Consider the following 15290-nt stretch of genomic DNA (forward strand, 5'->3'; position numbering starts at 1 on the left):
GTCAATTGTGCGCGCTCGCCCGCATCCGCTCCGGCGCGGCGGAGCGTTGCGTGAATTCGATGTCGTCGTCTCCTCCTGATGGAATCAGGATCGCGCGCTCGCGCGGCAGGGCCTCCGGCATCTCGTCGCGGATGAAGGCGATCAGCCTCTCCCGCATTTCGCAGCGCAGATCCCAGGATTGCGGCGCATTGCGCGCGCTGACCAGCGCGCGCAATTCGATGGTGCGTGAATCCGCGTCGATCACCTGGAGATTGACCACCGCGCCGTCCCAGAGCTTCGACTCCTTCACCGCGCCTCCGAGCCAGCGCCGGATGCGAGGCACGTCGGCGCGGTAGTCGACATGGAGCGCGATCACACCGATCAGGGACGCGGTGTCACGGGTCCAGTTCTGGAACGGCTTTTCGATGAAGTAGGACAGCGGCACGACCATGCGGCGCCAGTCCCACAGCCGGATGACGACATAGGTCGCGGCGATATCCTCCACCCAACCCCACTCGTTTTCGATGATGACCGCATCCTCGATCCGGATCGGCTGCGTGATTGCGATCTGCAGGCCGGCGATCAGATTGCTGAGCAGCGGTCGCGCGGCCAGACCGACGATGATACCGGCGGCACCAGCGGAAGCGAACAGGCTGACGCCGTATTGCCTGACCGAATCGAGCGTCATCAGCGAGGTCGACACCGTGATGATGACGATGATGATGTCAGTCACGCGTTTGAAAACGCGGACCTGGGTGACGTGCTTGCGCGCGACAAAATTCTCGGTGACATCGCGAAAGTTCTGCAAATAGCGCGCCGCACTCATGTCGACGATCCGGATCGAGATCCAGCCGATCAGCGCGATGAAGGCGACGACGAACAGGCTCGTGAGCGGCGTGCGAAAGGCATCATTCAGCGGCGCGAGCGGCAACACCAGCGCGACGGCGGCAAGACATAGCGCCAACTGGGCCGGTCCGGACGTGCGCTCGATGAACACGCTCAGGAGCGGAAGACGGGTTCCGAAGGTGCGGGTCAATAGCCAGACGGCGAGCCGGTAGAATGACAGCGCAAGCAGCATCGCCCCGGCAACGAGGCCGAGACCGATGAACCAAGATGGGATCCACCCGAACATCTTGTCGATGTCGGCCATGACGACCTGCCAATTCATTCACGTCCCCGGAATTGCATTCGCTGCTGCGCCAACGCGTTCCAGCGCGCTTCGCTCCTCCCGCGCAGTGCAACGCAGCATTCCCCTGGTGCAATCGTGCCGAATTGCGCTAATTTGCGTACGATGACGAGACGAACCGGCAGCGCCGATCTTCCCCTTCACACCGGACGGGTTCCGGCGTGGCTGGCGAGCCGCATGGCTTCGCTGGGCGCAATCGTGACGCAGGCGGTGGTGCATCATTACGGGCGCGATGCATTCCTGCAGCGGCTGTCGCATCCATTCTGGTTCCAGTCATTCGGCGCCGTCATGGGGATGGACTGGCACTCCTCGGGGATCACCACGTCCGTGATCGGCGCGCTGAAGCGCGGGCTCGGGCCGCTCCAGGATGAGCTCGGCATCTATGTCTGCGGCGGTCGCGGCCAGCATTCGCGCAAGACGCCGGACGAGCTGCTGCAACTCGGTGACCGCGTCGGCTTCGACGGCGCGAAGCTCACCCGCGCCAGCCGCCTGGTGGCGAAGGTCGACAGCGCCGCAGTCCAGGACGGCTTCGACCTCTATCTGCACGGTTTCTTCGTCACCGCAGACGGCAAGTGGACGGTGGTGCAGCAGGGAATGAACGGCGACAAGCGGCAGGCCCGCCGCTATCACTGGCATTCGGAAGCGCTTAAGAGTTTTGTCGAGGCGCCCCACAGCGCGATCGACGGACCGCAGCAAGGCGAGATCGTCAACCTCACCGACCATCGCGCCGATATCTCCCGCACTGCGCAGCTTGAGCTTCTCTCTGACCTCGGCCCCGATCGCATCCTCACAGAATTCGAACGGCTCACCGGCACAACGACCGAGCCTGCGCAGGCGATGCTGCCGCACCTGATCATGCCCGCGCATCACGATGTCCGGCCGAAGGACGTGTTCGCACGCCGCTTGCACGGCACCCTCGCCGCCGCAGCCGAGCGCGGCCCGATCGATTTTCCGGAGCTGCTGCTGACGCCCGGCGTCGGCGCGCGCACCGTGCGCTCGCTGGCGATGGTGGCCGAGGTCGTGCACGGCGCGCCCTATCGCTTCAAGGACCCCGCGCGCTTCTCGCTCGCCCATGGCGGCAAGGACCGGCATCCCTATCCCGTTCCGATCAAGGTCTATGACGAGACCATCCGCGTCCTGAAGGGCGCAATCCAGAATGCAAAGCTCGGTCGCGAGGAAGAGATGCAGGCGATCAAACGCCTTGACGATCAGGCACGGCGGCTGGAACGAACCGCAAGCGGGCCATCGTTGGAATCGTTCATTGCAGGCGAGCGCGCCGCATCACCGGACCTCGATGGCCGCTCCGTGTTCGGCTGGGAGCGCGATCTCGTTGCGACAAAGAAAGCGACTGGCTCCTGAGCGCGCCTAATCTTCGGCCTCCTCCTCGTCGTCGATGAACCGATTGGCCGAATGGTCCTGATATTGTTCGGTCTGGATGAATTTGCTGTCCATACCGCGAATGTCGGAGTGCTGCGCCTTGTCGCGGTTCGACAGGATCATATTGTCGCCGATCTTGCCCTTGGGAATGTCCGTCAGCGCTCCGTTGCCCGCGCCCTTGCCGTGCGCGCCTGAACCGATATGCGTCTTGCCTCCGTGGGGCATGAATTGCTCCATCATCGTTGTCAGCAATTTGCCAACGCGCGTGCCACCGGGTTTGTTTCGCGGTTGCACGCGAGAACGATGATCGTTGTTCCCTCAGCTTGCCATCCGCTGCGGCACATCCGCCGCACTTGGCTGACGCCCCTCACCGGCATCGGCAATCACTGGCAGTTTCGCAATCATGCGGATCCCCGGCCGCTTGCGCCAATGAATCTGCGAGGACTCGACGGCAAGGCCGAGCCGCGGCCATCGCGTGAACAAAGCCCGGAGCGCGCACATCGCCTCAATGCGCGCGAGCTGATGTCCGAGGCAGAAATGGATTCCCGTGCCGAAGGACATATGACGATTGGGCTTTCGTTCGAGATCGAGCCGCTCGGGTTGGTCGTGCACCGCAGGATCCATATTTGCAGCGGCGAGCATGACCATGACGCGGTCGCCTTTCTTCAGCCGCGCGCCATCGAGCTCGACATCCCGCCGCACATAACGCGGTTTTGAAAACTGTACCGGCGAGACGAAACGCAAGAATTCCTCGACGGCGAGCGAGGTGCGGCTCCAGTCCTCTTCCAGCCAGTCACGCAAGTCCGGATTCCTGAGCAGCTCGTAAACCGAGCCGCTGATGAGATGGGTCGTGGTCTCCGAGCCCGCCGTGAGCAGCAGGAACACCATCGAGACCATTTCGTCCGGCGTGATCTCGCCGCCCTCGCGTTCGACCTGGACCAGCTCTGCAATCAGACCCTCACCGCCCCGTTCGCGCGCGACTTGCAACTGCTCTTGGAGATAGCTTCGCATTTTGCGGAATGCGAACAGCAGACGAAAGAAGCTGACGACGTCCGTCAGGGACGACATCGCATTGGCCCAGGCGATGAAGCGCGGGCGATCGGCCACGGGCAGACCGAGTAGCTCCGAGATCACCGACAGCGGCAGGATACGCGCATAGCTCTGAACGAGATCGGCTGGGCTGCCCTTTGCAAACAGCTCATCGGCCAGACCGTCCGCGATGGCACGGATGCGCGGCTCCATCGCAACGATGGCCCGGCGGCGAAAGGCCTCGTCCACGATGCTGCGCAGCCTGGTGTGATCCGGCTCGTCCATCGTCAGCATGTTGTTGGCGATGGTCCTGATCAGCCTCGGCATCCACCAGCGCAGCCCGGCAACGTCGCCGTCTTCCTTGCGCAGCGTGAAGATCGTGCTGTCCTTCAGCACCTGCGCGGTGGCGTCGTGGGTCGTGGTGATCCAGACGTCGCCGACGAGCGGAAATCGCGTCGCGACCACGGGGCCGGACGCTCGCAGAGCCGCGATGGCCTTGGGTGGATCGCGAAAGAAGGCCTCGCTCGTGAAATCGAGGCGCGGTGCCATGTGATCACCGGAGTGGTTGGTGGCGCCTCAACGAGATGGTGAGCGAGGCCACCGGCGCAAGGGCTGGAACCAGCCTTCGCGCGCAGCGGAACTAACCTCGTCCAGGCGTGCGCGGCCCGGCCTTGCGCTGCTGCTGGTTGGTATAGGCGTCCCAATGGCTCCAGCTGCCATTGCTGAGGCTCTGCAGGTCGGTGCCGAGCGGACGGCGCGTGCGCTTGTCGTGGTCGGCAATGGCGCGCTCGGACTGCGCAATCTTGCGCTTGAGCTCCGCGATCGTCTTCTGGGTCTGGCCGTCGCGTTTCGAGGACGCGATCTCGCCCATCGTGAAGCGCGCGGTCTCGAGCGCCTTCAACTCGGCGCGATTCTTCTTCAACTGAACCCGGTGCCAGGCGATGTTGCTGTCGCTGTCCGCAACCATGTGGGAACTCCGCTGATTCGTTCCCACAGTGTATCAAGCGCCGAATCGGCCCGGCAACGCCCCCACCGCGGCGAAAATGCGGTCTTATTGCGAGATGGGCATGATCTGGAAAAGTGTGAAGCGGTTTTCCGAATAGATCATGCCCAAAAAAAGAGCCCGCTTAGCGCTCGGCAAAGGCCTTTTCGACCACGAACTGGGCGGGCTCGCCGTGGTTACCTTCGACGAAACCGCGCTCGCCCAGGAGCAGCCGGGTATCCGCCACCAGCGCCGGGCTGCCGCAGATCATGACTCGGTCGTGGGCCGCTTCCAGCGCCGGCAGGCCGATATCGGCAAACAGCTTGCCTGAAGTGATGAGGTCGGTGATGCGGCCGCGGTTGCGGAAGGGATCGCGCGTCACGGTCGGGTAGTAGATCAGCTGCTCGCGGATGTACTCGCCGATCAGCTCGTCCTTCGGCAGGTGCTCGGTGATCATCTCGCCATAGGCGAGCTCCTTCACGTGCCGGCAGCCATGCAGCAGCACGACCTTCTCGAACCGCTCATACGTCTCGGGGTCCTTGATCACGCTCAGAAACGGAGCAAGGCCCGTGCCGGTACCGATCAGATAGAGGTTACGCCCCTCTTCCAGATTGTCGATGACAAGCGTGCCCGTGGCCTTGCGGCTGACGATGATCTCGTCGCCTTGCTTCAGATGCTGGAGCCGCGAAGTCAGCGGTCCATCCGGCACCTTGATCGAGAAGAATTCGAGGGTGTCCTCGTAGTTGGCGCTGGCGACGCTGTAGGCGCGCAGCAGCGGCTTCTCGCCGACCTTGAGCCCGATCATGGTGAATTCGCCATTGCGGAAACGGAAGGTCGGGCTGCGGGTGGTCTTGAAGGAGAACAGCGTGTCGGTCCAGTGGTGGACGCTCAAAACGCTTTCCTGATTGAAATTGCTCATCTCACCTTCCCTGTCGCTCCAATGCGGTTCTCGAGGCGGGCAGCTATGCGTCGTTTGTACACGATCATTTGTATACTAATGAATAATCCTGCTTGATCCCGCGGTCAAGGCTGCCCAAGATCGAAAGCGTTGCAGTTGGGAATAAGGAGCCCCTTCCATGGCGCATGACGCACCCCAGGCCACCGGGCCCTCGAAGCTCGTGATCCGCAATATCGGCCTGATCCTGTCCGGCGCCCTGGAAAAGCCGATCCTGGACGGCGACACCATCGTCGCGGAGAACGGCAAGATCACCGCGATCGGACGCTACAAGGATCTCGACACGGAGGGTGCCACCACCATCGTGGATGCCAACGGCACGACGGTTGCTCCCGGCCTGATCGACAGCCACGTCCACCCGGTCGCTGGCGACTGGACACCCCGCCAGAACCAGATCAACTGGATCGACAGCTCTCTCCATGGCGGCATCACCACCATGATCTCGGCGGGCGAAGTGCATATGCCCGGCCGTCCCCGCGACGTCGTCGGCCTCAAGGCCATGGCGATCTTCGCCCAGCGCGCATTCTGGACCTTGCGGCCGGGCGGCGTGAAGGTTCACGCCGGTGCGCCCGTCATCGAATGCGAGATGGTCGAGGAGGACTTCAAGGAAATGGCCGCCGCCGGCGTCAAGCTGCTCGGCGAAGTCGGCCTCGGCGGCGTCAAGGACGGCCCGACTGCGCGTAAGATGGTCGGCTGGGCACGCAAATACGGCATCCAGAGCACGATCCACACCGGCGGTCCCTCGATCCCCGGCTCAGGCCTGATCGACAAGGACGTGGTGTTGGAGGCCGACACCGACGTCGTCGGTCACATCAATGGCGGCCACACCGCCCTGCCCGACGACCAGATCCGCTGCATCTGCGAGGGCTGCAAGCGCGGACTCGAGATCGTTCACAACGGCAATGAGCGCTCGGCGCTCTACACACTGCGTATCGCACGCGAAATGAACGAGCTGCATCGCGTCATCCTCGGCACCGACGGGCCGGCCGGCTCCGGCGTGCAGCCGCTCGGCATCCTGCGGATGGTCTCGATGCTGTCCTCGATCGGCGAGCTGCCGGCCGAGATCGCGTTCTGCCTCGCCACCGGCAACACCGCGCGGATGCGGCAGCTCGATTGCGGCCTGATCGAGGTCGGCCGTTCCGCCGATTTCGTCATCATGGACAAGGCGCAGCACTCGCCCGGCAAGACCATTCTGGAGAGCGTCCAGCTCGGCGACCTCCCCGGCATCGGCATGACCATCATCGACGGCATCGTGCGCACGCAGCGCAGCCGCAATACGCCGCCGGCCGGAAGGGTGCCGGAGGTGGTGGCGAAGTGACGGCATTTGTCGTCATTCCGGGGCGCGCGTCAGCGCGAACCCGGAATTCAGACATTTGGCGCGAGATTCCGGGTTCACGCGCGATGCGCGTGCCCCGGAAATGACGGGCAAATCACCTTAGCTTGTTCAACAGTGCCATCAGCAGCTCGCGCTCCTTGACATCGAGCGGAGCCAGCGTTTCGCGCGTGATCGCAATCGCATTCGGCGCGAGCTTTTCCGCAAGCTGCTGACCGGCGCGCGTCAGGCTCACCAACAGGCGCCGGCCGTCCTCGGGATCCTGGCTCGTTTCGGTCAGGCCGCGCGCCGTGAGGCGGTCGATCACGCCCTTGATGGTCGCGACGTCCATCGCCGTCAGCCGCCCCAGCTGGTTCTGCGAGCACGGCCCGGTCTCGGCGAGCTTGGACAGTGCCGCCCATTGCGTCGGCGTCAGATTGGTACCGATGTCGCGCGAGAAGATCGAGCTGTGCCGCTGCCAGACCTGGCGCAGGATGAAGCCGACCTGTTCGTCGAGCACGTAAGACGGTTTTGCCGGTTTGACGCTCTTCTTTGCCGCAACGCTTCTCGCCATCCGCTCCCCGCCCCTCATAACGAAAGATGCGCGTCGCGGATATCCGGACGCGCGTCGAGCTCGGCCATGGTGCCGCCGAAACAGATGCGGCCGCGCTCGATGATGTAGGCGCGATCGGAAATCAACCGCGCGAAATGCAGATTCTGCTCGGAGACGACAATGCTGACGCCCTCCTTCTTCATGGTCAGGATGGCATCGACCATCTGCTCCACGATTTTCGGCGACAGGCCTTCCGAGGGCTCGTCCAGCAGCACCAGCGACGGATTGCCCATCAGCGTGCGCGCGATCGTCAGCATCTGCTGCTCGCCGCCGCTCATGCGGCCGCCGGGCCGACCCTTCATCTCACCGAGATTGGGAAACAGCGTGAACAGCTTCTCGCGGGTCCAGTAAGGCGCGTTGGGACGCTTCGGCTGGCGGCCGACTTCGAGATTTTCGTCAACCGTCAGATCCGTGAAGATGCGCCGCTCTTCGGGTACATAGCCGAGACCTTCGCGCACGATCTCATGCGTCGGCCGCGCCGAGACGTCCTTGCCCTCGAACGTGATGCGGCCGGTTCGCTGCGCGACGAGGCCGACGATCGAGCGGAACGTGGTCGACTTGCCGGCGCCATTGCGCCCGAGCAGCGCGACCACTTCGCCCTCGCCGACCTCGAAACCGATGTCGAACAGGATGTGCGCCGGGCCGTAATGGCTGTTGAGCCCCTCGACGGTCAGCTTCATGACGAGGCTCCCTCGCGGTGGCGGGCATCGTAGACAAGGCCCTCGCCGAGATAGACCGCCTGCACCTGCGGATTGCCGCGCACCTCGGCCGGCGAGCCCTCGGCGATCAGCGTCCCTCGATTGAGCACGATAATGCGGTCGGCGTGCTCGAACACCACATCCATGTCGTGCTCGGTGAAGAGCACGCCGATCGATTTCTCGCGCGCGATCTGGGCCGTCAGCCGCATCAGATCGACCCGCTCGCGCGGTGCCATGCCGGCGGTCGGCTCGTCCATCAGCAAGAGCTTCGGCTGATTGGCGAGCGCGACCGCAAGCTCGAGCCGCTTGAGATCGCCATAGGCGAGCTCGCCGCAGGGACGGTCGGCATAACCGCCCATGCCGACCAGCTCGAGCAACCGCCCAGCCTCGCCGCGATCGAAGTTCGGCGCCGAGCCGAAGAGATTGAACAGCTGCCTGCCATGTGAGATCAGCGCGACCTGCACGTTCTCCCGCACCGTCATGGTGGCGAAGGTCGCGGTGATCTGGAAGGTGCGTCCCACGCCCATCCGCCAGATGTCACGGGGTTTCTTGCCGGTGGTCTCCTCGCCGAGCAGGCGCACTTGGCCGGTATCAGGCCGGTTCTGCCCGTTGAGCATGTCGAAGCAGGTGCTCTTCCCCGCGCCATTGGGCCCGATCAGCGCCAGGATCTCGCCAGCACGCAGCGAGAACGAGACACCGCGCACGGCGTGGATGCCACCGTAGGATTTGGTCAGGCCTTCGACCGCGAGAAGTGGGGGCGCAACGCTCATTCGGCGGACTCGATCGGCTTGGCAAGCAGGGAGGATCCAGGCGGCGAGGACTTCCTGCGGCGCTGCGCCAGCATTTCCAGCATACCAACGATGCCCTTGGGGAAGACGACGACGATCAGCACGATGAAACCGCCGAGCACGAGTTTCGACAGATCGGTCTGGCTCACCAGCCAGATGTTCAGAGCCTTGTAGACAATGGCGCCGATCACCCCGCCCGACACCGTCTCGACGCCGCCGAGCAGCACCATGACCAGCGCATCGACCGAGAGCGAGATGCCGAGATTGTCGGGGAAGACGCTACCCTTGAGATAGGCGAACAGCGCGCCGCCGATGCCGGCCGTGGTGCCCGCGATCACGAAGGCCGTCCACTGGATACGCTTGGCGTTGATGCCGACCGCCTCGCTGCGGAGCACCGAGTCTCGCGTGGCACGGAGCGCATAGCCGAACGGCGAGAACACTGCGATCCGCAGCGCAATGGTGACGAGTGCGGCCACGCCGAGCGCCAGCCAGTAGAAGTGTGACGGGCTCGCTGCCCAGCTCGCAGGCCAGACGCCCAGGATGCCGTTATCACCGCCGGTGACGCTCACCCACTGGAACGCGATCGACCACACGATCTGCGCGAAGGCGAGCGTCAGCATGGCAAAATAGACGCCGGAGAGCTGCACCGCGAAGAAGCCGAATATTGCGGCGCCCATGCAGCCCAGCAGCGGCCCGAGCAAGAGGCACACGATCATCGGCAATCCCGCCATCTTGGCAAGGAAGGCGACGCCATAGGCACCGAGCCCGAAATAGGCGGCATGGCCAAAGGATGCGAGCCCGCCGACCGACATCAGGAAGTGCAGGCTGACGGCGAAGATCACGAAGATCGCGATCTCCGAGCCGACGGTCAGCGCGTAATTGCCGGCGAACAGCGGCAGCGTCGCCGCGATCACCAGTGCCGCGAGCGACGCCAGCCGTTCGTTTGAGGTCAACGGGCGCCAGGGATTGACGGTGAGGCCAGGCGTCTTGCGCGCGGCCGCCTCGGGCTTGCCGAACAGGCCCCAGGGACGGACGATCAGCACCACCGCCATCACCAGGAAGACCAGGATGATCGAGATCTTCGGAAATATGAGGATGCCGAAGGCGTTGAGCTCGGACACCAGCACGGCTGCGACGAACGCGCCGACGATGCTGCCGAGGCCGCCGATTACGACCACGACGAAGACCTCGACGATGATGCGCAGATCCATGGCATGATGCACGGCATCGCGCGGGATCTGGAGCGCACCGCCGAGGGCTGCGAGGAAGACACCAACCGCGAACACGGATGTGAACAGCCATTTCTGGTTCACGCCGAGCGCTGCCACCATGTCGCGATCCTGCGTGGCGGCGCGCACCAAGACGCCCCAACGCGTGCGCTGGAACAGCAGCCAGAGAATGCCGAGCACGACGGGCCCGAGCGCGATCAGGAACAGATCGTAGCTCGGAATGTTCTGGCCGAAGAAATCAACGGCCCCCTTGAATCCCGGCGCGCGGCGGCCGACGAGATCATCGGGTCCCCAGATCAATACCACGAGATCCTCGACCATCAGGGTCAGGCCGAAGGTGCCGAGCAGCTGGAACAGCTCGGGCGCGTGATAGATGCGCCGGAGCAGCACCATCTCCACGAGAACGCCGATCAGCGCCACGGCCAGCGCCGCAACGACCACCCCGCCCCAGAAGCCGAACGCACCGGAAAAGCGTTCGGTCAGCGTGAAGGCGATATAGGCGCCGATCATGTAGAAGGCGCCATGCGCGAAATTCACGATCCGCGTCACGCCAAAGATGATCGACAGGCCCGAGGCCACCAGAAACAGCGACGCTGCGCTGGCAAGACCTGTGAGAAACTGTACGACGTAAAAGGCCATCGGCGGTCCGGGTTAGGTCTGAACTTCACTCTCCCCGCTCTTGCGGGGAGAGAGAGCTTCGTAGGGTGAGTTAGCCTTGCGACTGCGCGAAGCGCAGTTCGCTGGGCGTAACCCACCTCTTCTGGTTCTGCGGGTGCAGAACGTGGTGGGTTACGCCTTCGGCTAACCCACCCTACGGCAACGGGGACTAATCCTTCGGCCGCAGCTTTTCGACTTCGGCATCGCTGGGCAGATAGTCCGCCCCCTTCTTGTAGGATGCATCCACCATCACGCCCTTGCCGTCCTTCTGCGCGGTCTTGCCGACGAAGGCGCCGAGCGTCGATTGATGGTCGATCTTGCGGAAGGTGATCTCGCCGAACGGTGACGGCATCGAGATGCCTTCAGCCGCCGCGATCATCTTGTCGGTATCGGTCGAGCCCGCTTTCGCCAGGATGGCGGCGGCCGCCTTGATGGTCTGGTAGCCGACGATCGAGCCGAGGCGCGGATAGTCGTTGTACTTTGCCTGATACGCCTTCAGGAACGCGTCATGCTCGGGCGTCTTGATCGAGTACCAGGGATAACCGGTCACGATCCAACCCTCCGGCGTTTCGTCCTTCAGCGGATCGAGATATTCGGGCTCGCCGGTCAGGAACGACACGACCTCGCGTCCCTTGAACAGGCCGCGGGTGTTGCCTTCGCGCACGAGCTTGACGAGATCCGGACCGAAGGTGACGTTGAGGATCGCTTCGGGATTGGCCTGCGCCACTGCCTGCACCACCGGACCCGCGTCGATCTTGCCCTGCGGCGGCCACTGCTCGTCGACCCACTGGATATCGGGGCGCTTCTCCGACATCAGCTTCTTGAACACCGCGACGGCCGACTGGCCATATTCATAATTCGGCGCGATCGTCGCCCAGCGCTTGGCCGGCAGCTTGCTGGCGGCTTCGACCAGCATCGCGGCCTGCATGTAGTTGGAGGGACGCAGGCGGAAAGTGTATTTGTTGCCTTTCGACCACGTCACGGCGTCCGTCAGCGGCTCGGCCGCGAGGAAGAACACCTTCTTCTGGTTGGCGAAGTCAGAGACCGCGAGGCCGATGTTGGACAGGAAAGTCCCCGTCAGCATTGCGACGCCTTCGCTGGAGACGAGCTCGTTGGCCGCGGTCTGCGCATCCGCCGGCTTGCCGCCGTCGTCCTTGGAGACGACGACGAGCTTCTTGCCGTTGATGCCGCCGGCCGCGTTGATTTCTTCGACCGCGAGCTGCCAGCCCTTGCGATAGGGCTCGGTGAAGGACGGCAGCAGCGAATAGCTGTTGATCTCGCCGATCTTGATGTCCTGCGCCAGGGCCGAATGGCCCATGCCGGCTGCCAGAAGCGCAAAGGCCGCGCCGACGAAATAATTTCTTGCTCGCATCCCAACCTCCAGTTTTGAACCTTGTGTCTCGACCACGATCTTGCCGGAGACGCTGTGCCCGCGTCCCCGGATCCTGCTTTATCTCAAACCGTCTTCGCCCTTGATCTCCGCGACCGTCAGCCCGCCGACGCGCGGCAGCGGACGGCCGCTGTCGGTGACGGCAACCGCGACCATGATCTCGTTGGCGCGCGGCGCATCGTTGATCTGTACTTCCATGCCGTCGAAATGGCTGCGCACGAAAGCCGCGTCCTTGTGGCCGAGCGGAATATCCAGCGTCGTACCAGGACCGCTGCGCTTCTTCGACGACGGGATCAGCGCCGCGCCCTTGCTCAGCACTTTCCGCACCGGCGCGCCCATCTTCGGGTGAAGGATGGCGGCGGCGTGCTCCAGCTCGCCGTTCTCGCCGACGGCCGCGGCCTTGCCATAGCTCTGCGCCTTCGCGCCGTCGATACCGAGCGCTGCCACCGCGCGCTTCGACAGGAGTTCGCCAAGCTCCTCGCCGATCGCGATCAGCGGCGAGAGATCCTCGACGTATTTTCCGGCAAAGGGATTTTCGATGACGGCAATCGCGGCCGCGCGCCGCGTCGGCGGCGAGACTTGCCGCCCCATCTCCATCTGCGTCTCTTCGACGACGGTGACGATCTTGCGGATGACCGCGCTCATGCTTCGCTTCCCTGTTCAGGCATCGAGCGCGTTCTGCAGCACCAGCGGGCGCGTTCGTTGCTCTTCCATATCCTTGGTTCCGATGACAATCATATCACCACAAAGCCGCAGCACGGCACCCTCGATCAATCCACGATCGAACAATTGCCGTGCACATTCCGCGCCAGATTCGAGGGCGGAGGCAATCTCACTCGGCGACAATTCGCCGACACCGCGGGTGACGAGACGCGCGCCGAGATCGCTGTCGGGCTGAAGCTCGTTGGCGGGTTGCCTTGTGACGGCGGGATGCCCGGGCAGATCGACGGCATTGGCAATGACCGTCGCCGCCGCATCGGCCTGCGACGCGGTCGCCGCAAGCACCGTCACTGCATCGGCAATGCCGAGCGAAAAGCTGCGGCCGTGGCGGCCGCTGGTGGCGACGCCGCGAACCGGATCATTCGCATCGATCTTCATGGTGCGCATGACGCCATCGCTGTCAGGCCGATCCAGCAACCCTACCGAAAAATGCTCGCCCCGTCCGAGATGCAGCGCGATGTCGCCCCCATTGTTGACGTAGACCCGGTCGACCGATGCAGCGTTCAGCATCGCGCCGAGAATCTCCTCAGCCACGCTGCCAGCAACCGCGGCCATCGGTGTAATGAAGCAGTGAGCTGTATAGGGAGCGACAGCGGCGTGCATCCGCCGTGCCACCACGCCCTTCAGGGAAGTCTGCTTCGCAGCCGCGCTCCTCAGTTCCGGCAGTTCCGCACAGAGCTCGTCGAGAAGCCCGCTGAACCGGCGTGCCGCAGCCTCATAAGCCGCATGCACCTCGTCCGCGTGTCCCCTCGCCTCAATGATCAGATCAATCGGTCCATCCTGCAAATGCAGCCGCCGGCCATCAGACAGCAAAGCGATTTGCGGGAGCCTCGTCATGGCCGCGGTCCCGGAATCGGGTTCTGCCAGGGCAGCTGACGGACGTCGTCGCCGCCTTGCACGTCCGCAAGCGGTTTCACGTAATCCATGTGCCCGCCCAGCGCGGCATAGTCGGTCAGCCTCATCGTGAATTCGATCGGTGCGACCAGCGCCGGCGTCGGCACGTAGCCGAATGCGCCCGCCGGCATTTGCGTCACATCGACCATGTAGGTGATGCCGCCGCCTGGCCAGACATAAACTGCCGCGCCGCCGCTGGTGACGCGGGTCAGGGCATCCTTCACCGAGCGCGTCAGCCGCACCGGATTGTCGGTGACGCCGGCACGTAGGGAACCGCCGGCGCCCGCCATGAACAGCACCGTACACAGCGCCGGCTCGCAATTCTCCTGAATGCGCTCGACCGAGAATTTCAGGTCGGCCGGCATCTCAGTCTCGACCGGCTTCAAGGCCTCGTCGAGCACATAGTAAGACGAATGCTCGCCGGTCGTGGAGACCATCAGCATGGAAAGGCCGGGCTTGGCCTCCTTGGCGTCGAACGGACCGAGGATCGCCAGCGGATCGGAGATATTGGTGCCGCCCCAGCCCGTGCCGGGATCCGCAACCTGGAAATAGCGGCCGGGCGTCGAGCGTCGGCCCTTCATCTTGATGCCGGTGTCGGCAATATCGAGCAGCTTGCCGGCCTGGTGCTCTGAGAGCACGCCGGTGATGTGGTCGTCGACCACGACGACCTCATCGACCTTGCCGTGCCATTGCTTGGCGAACATACCGATCGTCGCCGAGCCGCAGCCGACGCGCATGCGTACTTCTTTCACGCCGTTGACGATCGGCGGCCGGCCGGCCTGCACCACCACGCTCGCACCGCCGTCGATAGTGAGCTCCACCGCCTTGCAATTGGCGAGGTCCATCAGCGTGTCGCAGGTGACGCGGCCCTCTTTCTTGGAGCCGCCGGTGAGATGATGCACGCCGCCGAGCGACAGCATCTGCGAGCCGTATTCGCTGGTGGTGACATGGCCGACCGCCTCGCCCTGCGCACGGACGGTGGCGGTTTCGGGCCCGAGATAGCGGTCGGTGTCGATCTTCACCTTGATGCCGCAATAGGAGAAGATGCCCTCGGTGACGACGGTCACCATGTCGACGCCATCAACCTCGGAGGAGACGATGAAAGGCGCCGGCTTGTAGTCCGGATAGGTCGTGCCCGCGCCGATCGCCGTGACGAAGGTCGAGGGCTCGTGGACGATCTTGCCGTCCCAATCTTCGGTGCGGCTGAACGGCACCAGCTTGCCGCCATGCTCGACGGTGCGCTGCAGGATCACATGGGGATCGACGCGGACGAGCTTGCCGTCGTGGTTGGCGTAGCGATCGCAGGCGCCCGCCGCGCCCGGCTTGATGTAGCACATTACCGGACAGGCATCGCAGCGGATCTTGTCGGTGGCAGCGCTTGTTGTTTCCATCACCATGTGAGAGCCGGCAGACACTGCGGTTATCATTCGTATACGAACGATGTTGCGCGTGGTCCTGATAGCTGTCAAGCGGCGCCGTGC

The 15290-nt window shown here is 64.0% G+C and carries 15 protein-coding genes; 2 read left to right on the forward strand and 13 right to left on the reverse strand.

Features of this window, described 5'->3' with window-relative positions; all coding sequences use genetic code 11:
* Position 1: 1 nt before the first annotated feature.
* Positions 2 to 1147, reverse strand: a complete 1146-nt coding sequence (locus tag ACWAT4_RS24430; RefSeq protein ID WP_449728267.1) for a mechanosensitive ion channel family protein — start codon at positions 1145 to 1147, stop codon at positions 2 to 4.
* A 123-nt stretch (positions 1148 to 1270) separates the two neighbouring features.
* Between ACWAT4_RS24430 and ACWAT4_RS24435 the strand changes: the two genes are divergently transcribed.
* Positions 1271 to 2524, forward strand: coding sequence for a DUF763 domain-containing protein (locus ACWAT4_RS24435; protein WP_449728268.1), 1254 nt, complete (start codon positions 1271 to 1273; stop codon positions 2522 to 2524).
* 6 nt (positions 2525 to 2530) lie between these two features.
* Here the strand turns inward: ACWAT4_RS24435 and ACWAT4_RS24440 are convergent, their stop codons facing one another.
* The 4 genes from ACWAT4_RS24440 to ACWAT4_RS24455 all read right to left on the reverse strand — a co-directional run bounded on the left by ACWAT4_RS24440 (position 2531) and on the right by ACWAT4_RS24455 (position 5472).
* A complete protein-coding gene (locus ACWAT4_RS24440) occupies positions 2531 to 2767 on the reverse strand; it encodes a hypothetical protein (RefSeq protein WP_212425721.1) in 237 nt (78 codons plus the stop codon).
* Between the two features lie 93 nt (positions 2768 to 2860).
* Positions 2861 to 4120: a cytochrome P450 family protein gene (locus ACWAT4_RS24445; protein WP_449728269.1), complete on the reverse strand. Its 1260-nt coding sequence runs from the start codon at positions 4118 to 4120 to the stop codon at positions 2861 to 2863.
* A gap of 91 nt (positions 4121 to 4211) precedes the next feature.
* Positions 4212 to 4538: a hypothetical protein gene (locus ACWAT4_RS24450; RefSeq protein WP_212302590.1), complete on the reverse strand. Its 327-nt coding sequence runs from the start codon at positions 4536 to 4538 to the stop codon at positions 4212 to 4214.
* A 160-nt stretch (positions 4539 to 4698) separates the two neighbouring features.
* Complete coding sequence (locus tag ACWAT4_RS24455) at positions 4699 to 5472, reverse strand: ferredoxin--NADP reductase (protein WP_212302589.1); 774 nt, start codon at positions 5470 to 5472, stop codon at positions 4699 to 4701.
* A 157-nt stretch (positions 5473 to 5629) separates the two neighbouring features.
* Between ACWAT4_RS24455 and ACWAT4_RS24460 the strand changes: the two genes are divergently transcribed.
* Positions 5630 to 6826: an amidohydrolase family protein gene (locus ACWAT4_RS24460; RefSeq protein WP_212302588.1), complete on the forward strand. Its 1197-nt coding sequence runs from the start codon at positions 5630 to 5632 to the stop codon at positions 6824 to 6826.
* Between the two features lie 112 nt (positions 6827 to 6938).
* On the opposite strand, the gene ACWAT4_RS24465 is transcribed toward ACWAT4_RS24460, so the two are convergent.
* The 8 genes from ACWAT4_RS24465 to ACWAT4_RS24500 all read right to left on the reverse strand — a co-directional run bounded on the left by ACWAT4_RS24465 (position 6939) and on the right by ACWAT4_RS24500 (position 15206).
* A complete protein-coding gene (locus tag ACWAT4_RS24465) occupies positions 6939 to 7394 on the reverse strand; it encodes a MarR family winged helix-turn-helix transcriptional regulator (protein WP_212302587.1) in 456 nt (151 codons plus the stop codon).
* Between the two features lie 14 nt (positions 7395 to 7408).
* On the reverse strand, positions 7409 to 8113 hold the full coding sequence (locus ACWAT4_RS24470) for an ABC transporter ATP-binding protein (RefSeq protein ID WP_212302586.1): 705 nt from the start codon (positions 8111 to 8113) through the stop codon (positions 7409 to 7411).
* A complete protein-coding gene (locus ACWAT4_RS24475) occupies positions 8110 to 8901 on the reverse strand; it encodes an ABC transporter ATP-binding protein (RefSeq protein WP_212302585.1) in 792 nt (263 codons plus the stop codon). The genes ACWAT4_RS24470 and ACWAT4_RS24475 overlap by 4 nt, the downstream gene beginning before the upstream one ends.
* On the reverse strand, positions 8898 to 10787 hold the full coding sequence (locus ACWAT4_RS24480) for an ABC transporter permease (protein WP_212302584.1): 1890 nt from the start codon (positions 10785 to 10787) through the stop codon (positions 8898 to 8900). Before ACWAT4_RS24480 ends, ACWAT4_RS24475 begins: the two co-directional genes overlap by 4 nt.
* 187 nt (positions 10788 to 10974) lie before the next feature.
* The gene (locus ACWAT4_RS24485) at positions 10975 to 12177 is read right to left on the reverse strand and encodes an ABC transporter substrate-binding protein (RefSeq protein WP_212302583.1); all 1203 of its coding nucleotides are present in this window, start codon (positions 12175 to 12177) and stop codon (positions 10975 to 10977) included.
* 78 nt (positions 12178 to 12255) lie between these two features.
* Positions 12256 to 12840, reverse strand: a complete 585-nt coding sequence (locus ACWAT4_RS24490; protein WP_212302582.1) for an amino acid synthesis family protein — start codon at positions 12838 to 12840, stop codon at positions 12256 to 12258.
* A gap of 15 nt (positions 12841 to 12855) precedes the next feature.
* On the reverse strand, positions 12856 to 13752 hold the full coding sequence (locus ACWAT4_RS24495) for a UPF0280 family protein (RefSeq protein ID WP_449728270.1): 897 nt from the start codon (positions 13750 to 13752) through the stop codon (positions 12856 to 12858).
* Entirely contained in the window at positions 13749 to 15206 is a 1458-nt protein-coding gene (locus ACWAT4_RS24500) for a 6-hydroxynicotinate reductase (RefSeq protein WP_449731255.1), read from the reverse strand. Before ACWAT4_RS24500 ends, ACWAT4_RS24495 begins: the two co-directional genes overlap by 4 nt.
* Between the last annotated feature and the right edge of the window lie 84 nt (positions 15207 to 15290).

The sequence above is a fragment of the Bradyrhizobium sp. T-1 genome (genome assembly GCF_053592855.1).

What these genes read in the sequence shown, in the direction of transcription:
- ACWAT4_RS24430 (WP_449728267.1), bottom strand. Translation starts at nt 1,147, where the DNA reads ATGAATTGGCAGGTCGTCATGGCCGACATCGACAAGATGTTCGGGTGG.
- ACWAT4_RS24435 (WP_449728268.1), top strand. Translation starts at nt 1,271, where the DNA reads ATGACGAGACGAACCGGCAGCGCCGATCTTCCCCTTCACACCGGACGG.
- ACWAT4_RS24440 (WP_212425721.1), bottom strand. Translation starts at nt 2,767, where the DNA reads ATGCCCCACGGAGGCAAGACGCATATCGGTTCAGGCGCGCACGGCAAG.
- ACWAT4_RS24445 (WP_449728269.1), bottom strand. Translation starts at nt 4,120, where the DNA reads ATGGCACCGCGCCTCGATTTCACGAGCGAGGCCTTCTTTCGCGATCCA.
- ACWAT4_RS24450 (WP_212302590.1), bottom strand. Translation starts at nt 4,538, where the DNA reads ATGGTTGCGGACAGCGACAGCAACATCGCCTGGCACCGGGTTCAGTTG.
- ACWAT4_RS24455 (WP_212302589.1), bottom strand. Translation starts at nt 5,472, where the DNA reads ATGAGCAATTTCAATCAGGAAAGCGTTTTGAGCGTCCACCACTGGACC.
- ACWAT4_RS24460 (WP_212302588.1), top strand. Translation starts at nt 5,630, where the DNA reads ATGGCGCATGACGCACCCCAGGCCACCGGGCCCTCGAAGCTCGTGATC.
- ACWAT4_RS24465 (WP_212302587.1), bottom strand. Translation starts at nt 7,394, where the DNA reads ATGGCGAGAAGCGTTGCGGCAAAGAAGAGCGTCAAACCGGCAAAACCG.
- ACWAT4_RS24470 (WP_212302586.1), bottom strand. Translation starts at nt 8,113, where the DNA reads ATGAAGCTGACCGTCGAGGGGCTCAACAGCCATTACGGCCCGGCGCAC.
- ACWAT4_RS24475 (WP_212302585.1), bottom strand. Translation starts at nt 8,901, where the DNA reads ATGAGCGTTGCGCCCCCACTTCTCGCGGTCGAAGGCCTGACCAAATCC.
- ACWAT4_RS24480 (WP_212302584.1), bottom strand. Translation starts at nt 10,787, where the DNA reads ATGGCCTTTTACGTCGTACAGTTTCTCACAGGTCTTGCCAGCGCAGCG.
- ACWAT4_RS24485 (WP_212302583.1), bottom strand. Translation starts at nt 12,177, where the DNA reads ATGCGAGCAAGAAATTATTTCGTCGGCGCGGCCTTTGCGCTTCTGGCA.
- ACWAT4_RS24490 (WP_212302582.1), bottom strand. Translation starts at nt 12,840, where the DNA reads ATGAGCGCGGTCATCCGCAAGATCGTCACCGTCGTCGAAGAGACGCAG.
- ACWAT4_RS24495 (WP_449728270.1), bottom strand. Translation starts at nt 13,752, where the DNA reads ATGACGAGGCTCCCGCAAATCGCTTTGCTGTCTGATGGCCGGCGGCTG.
- ACWAT4_RS24500 (WP_449731255.1), bottom strand. Translation starts at nt 15,206, where the DNA reads ATGGTGATGGAAACAACAAGCGCTGCCACCGACAAGATCCGCTGCGAT.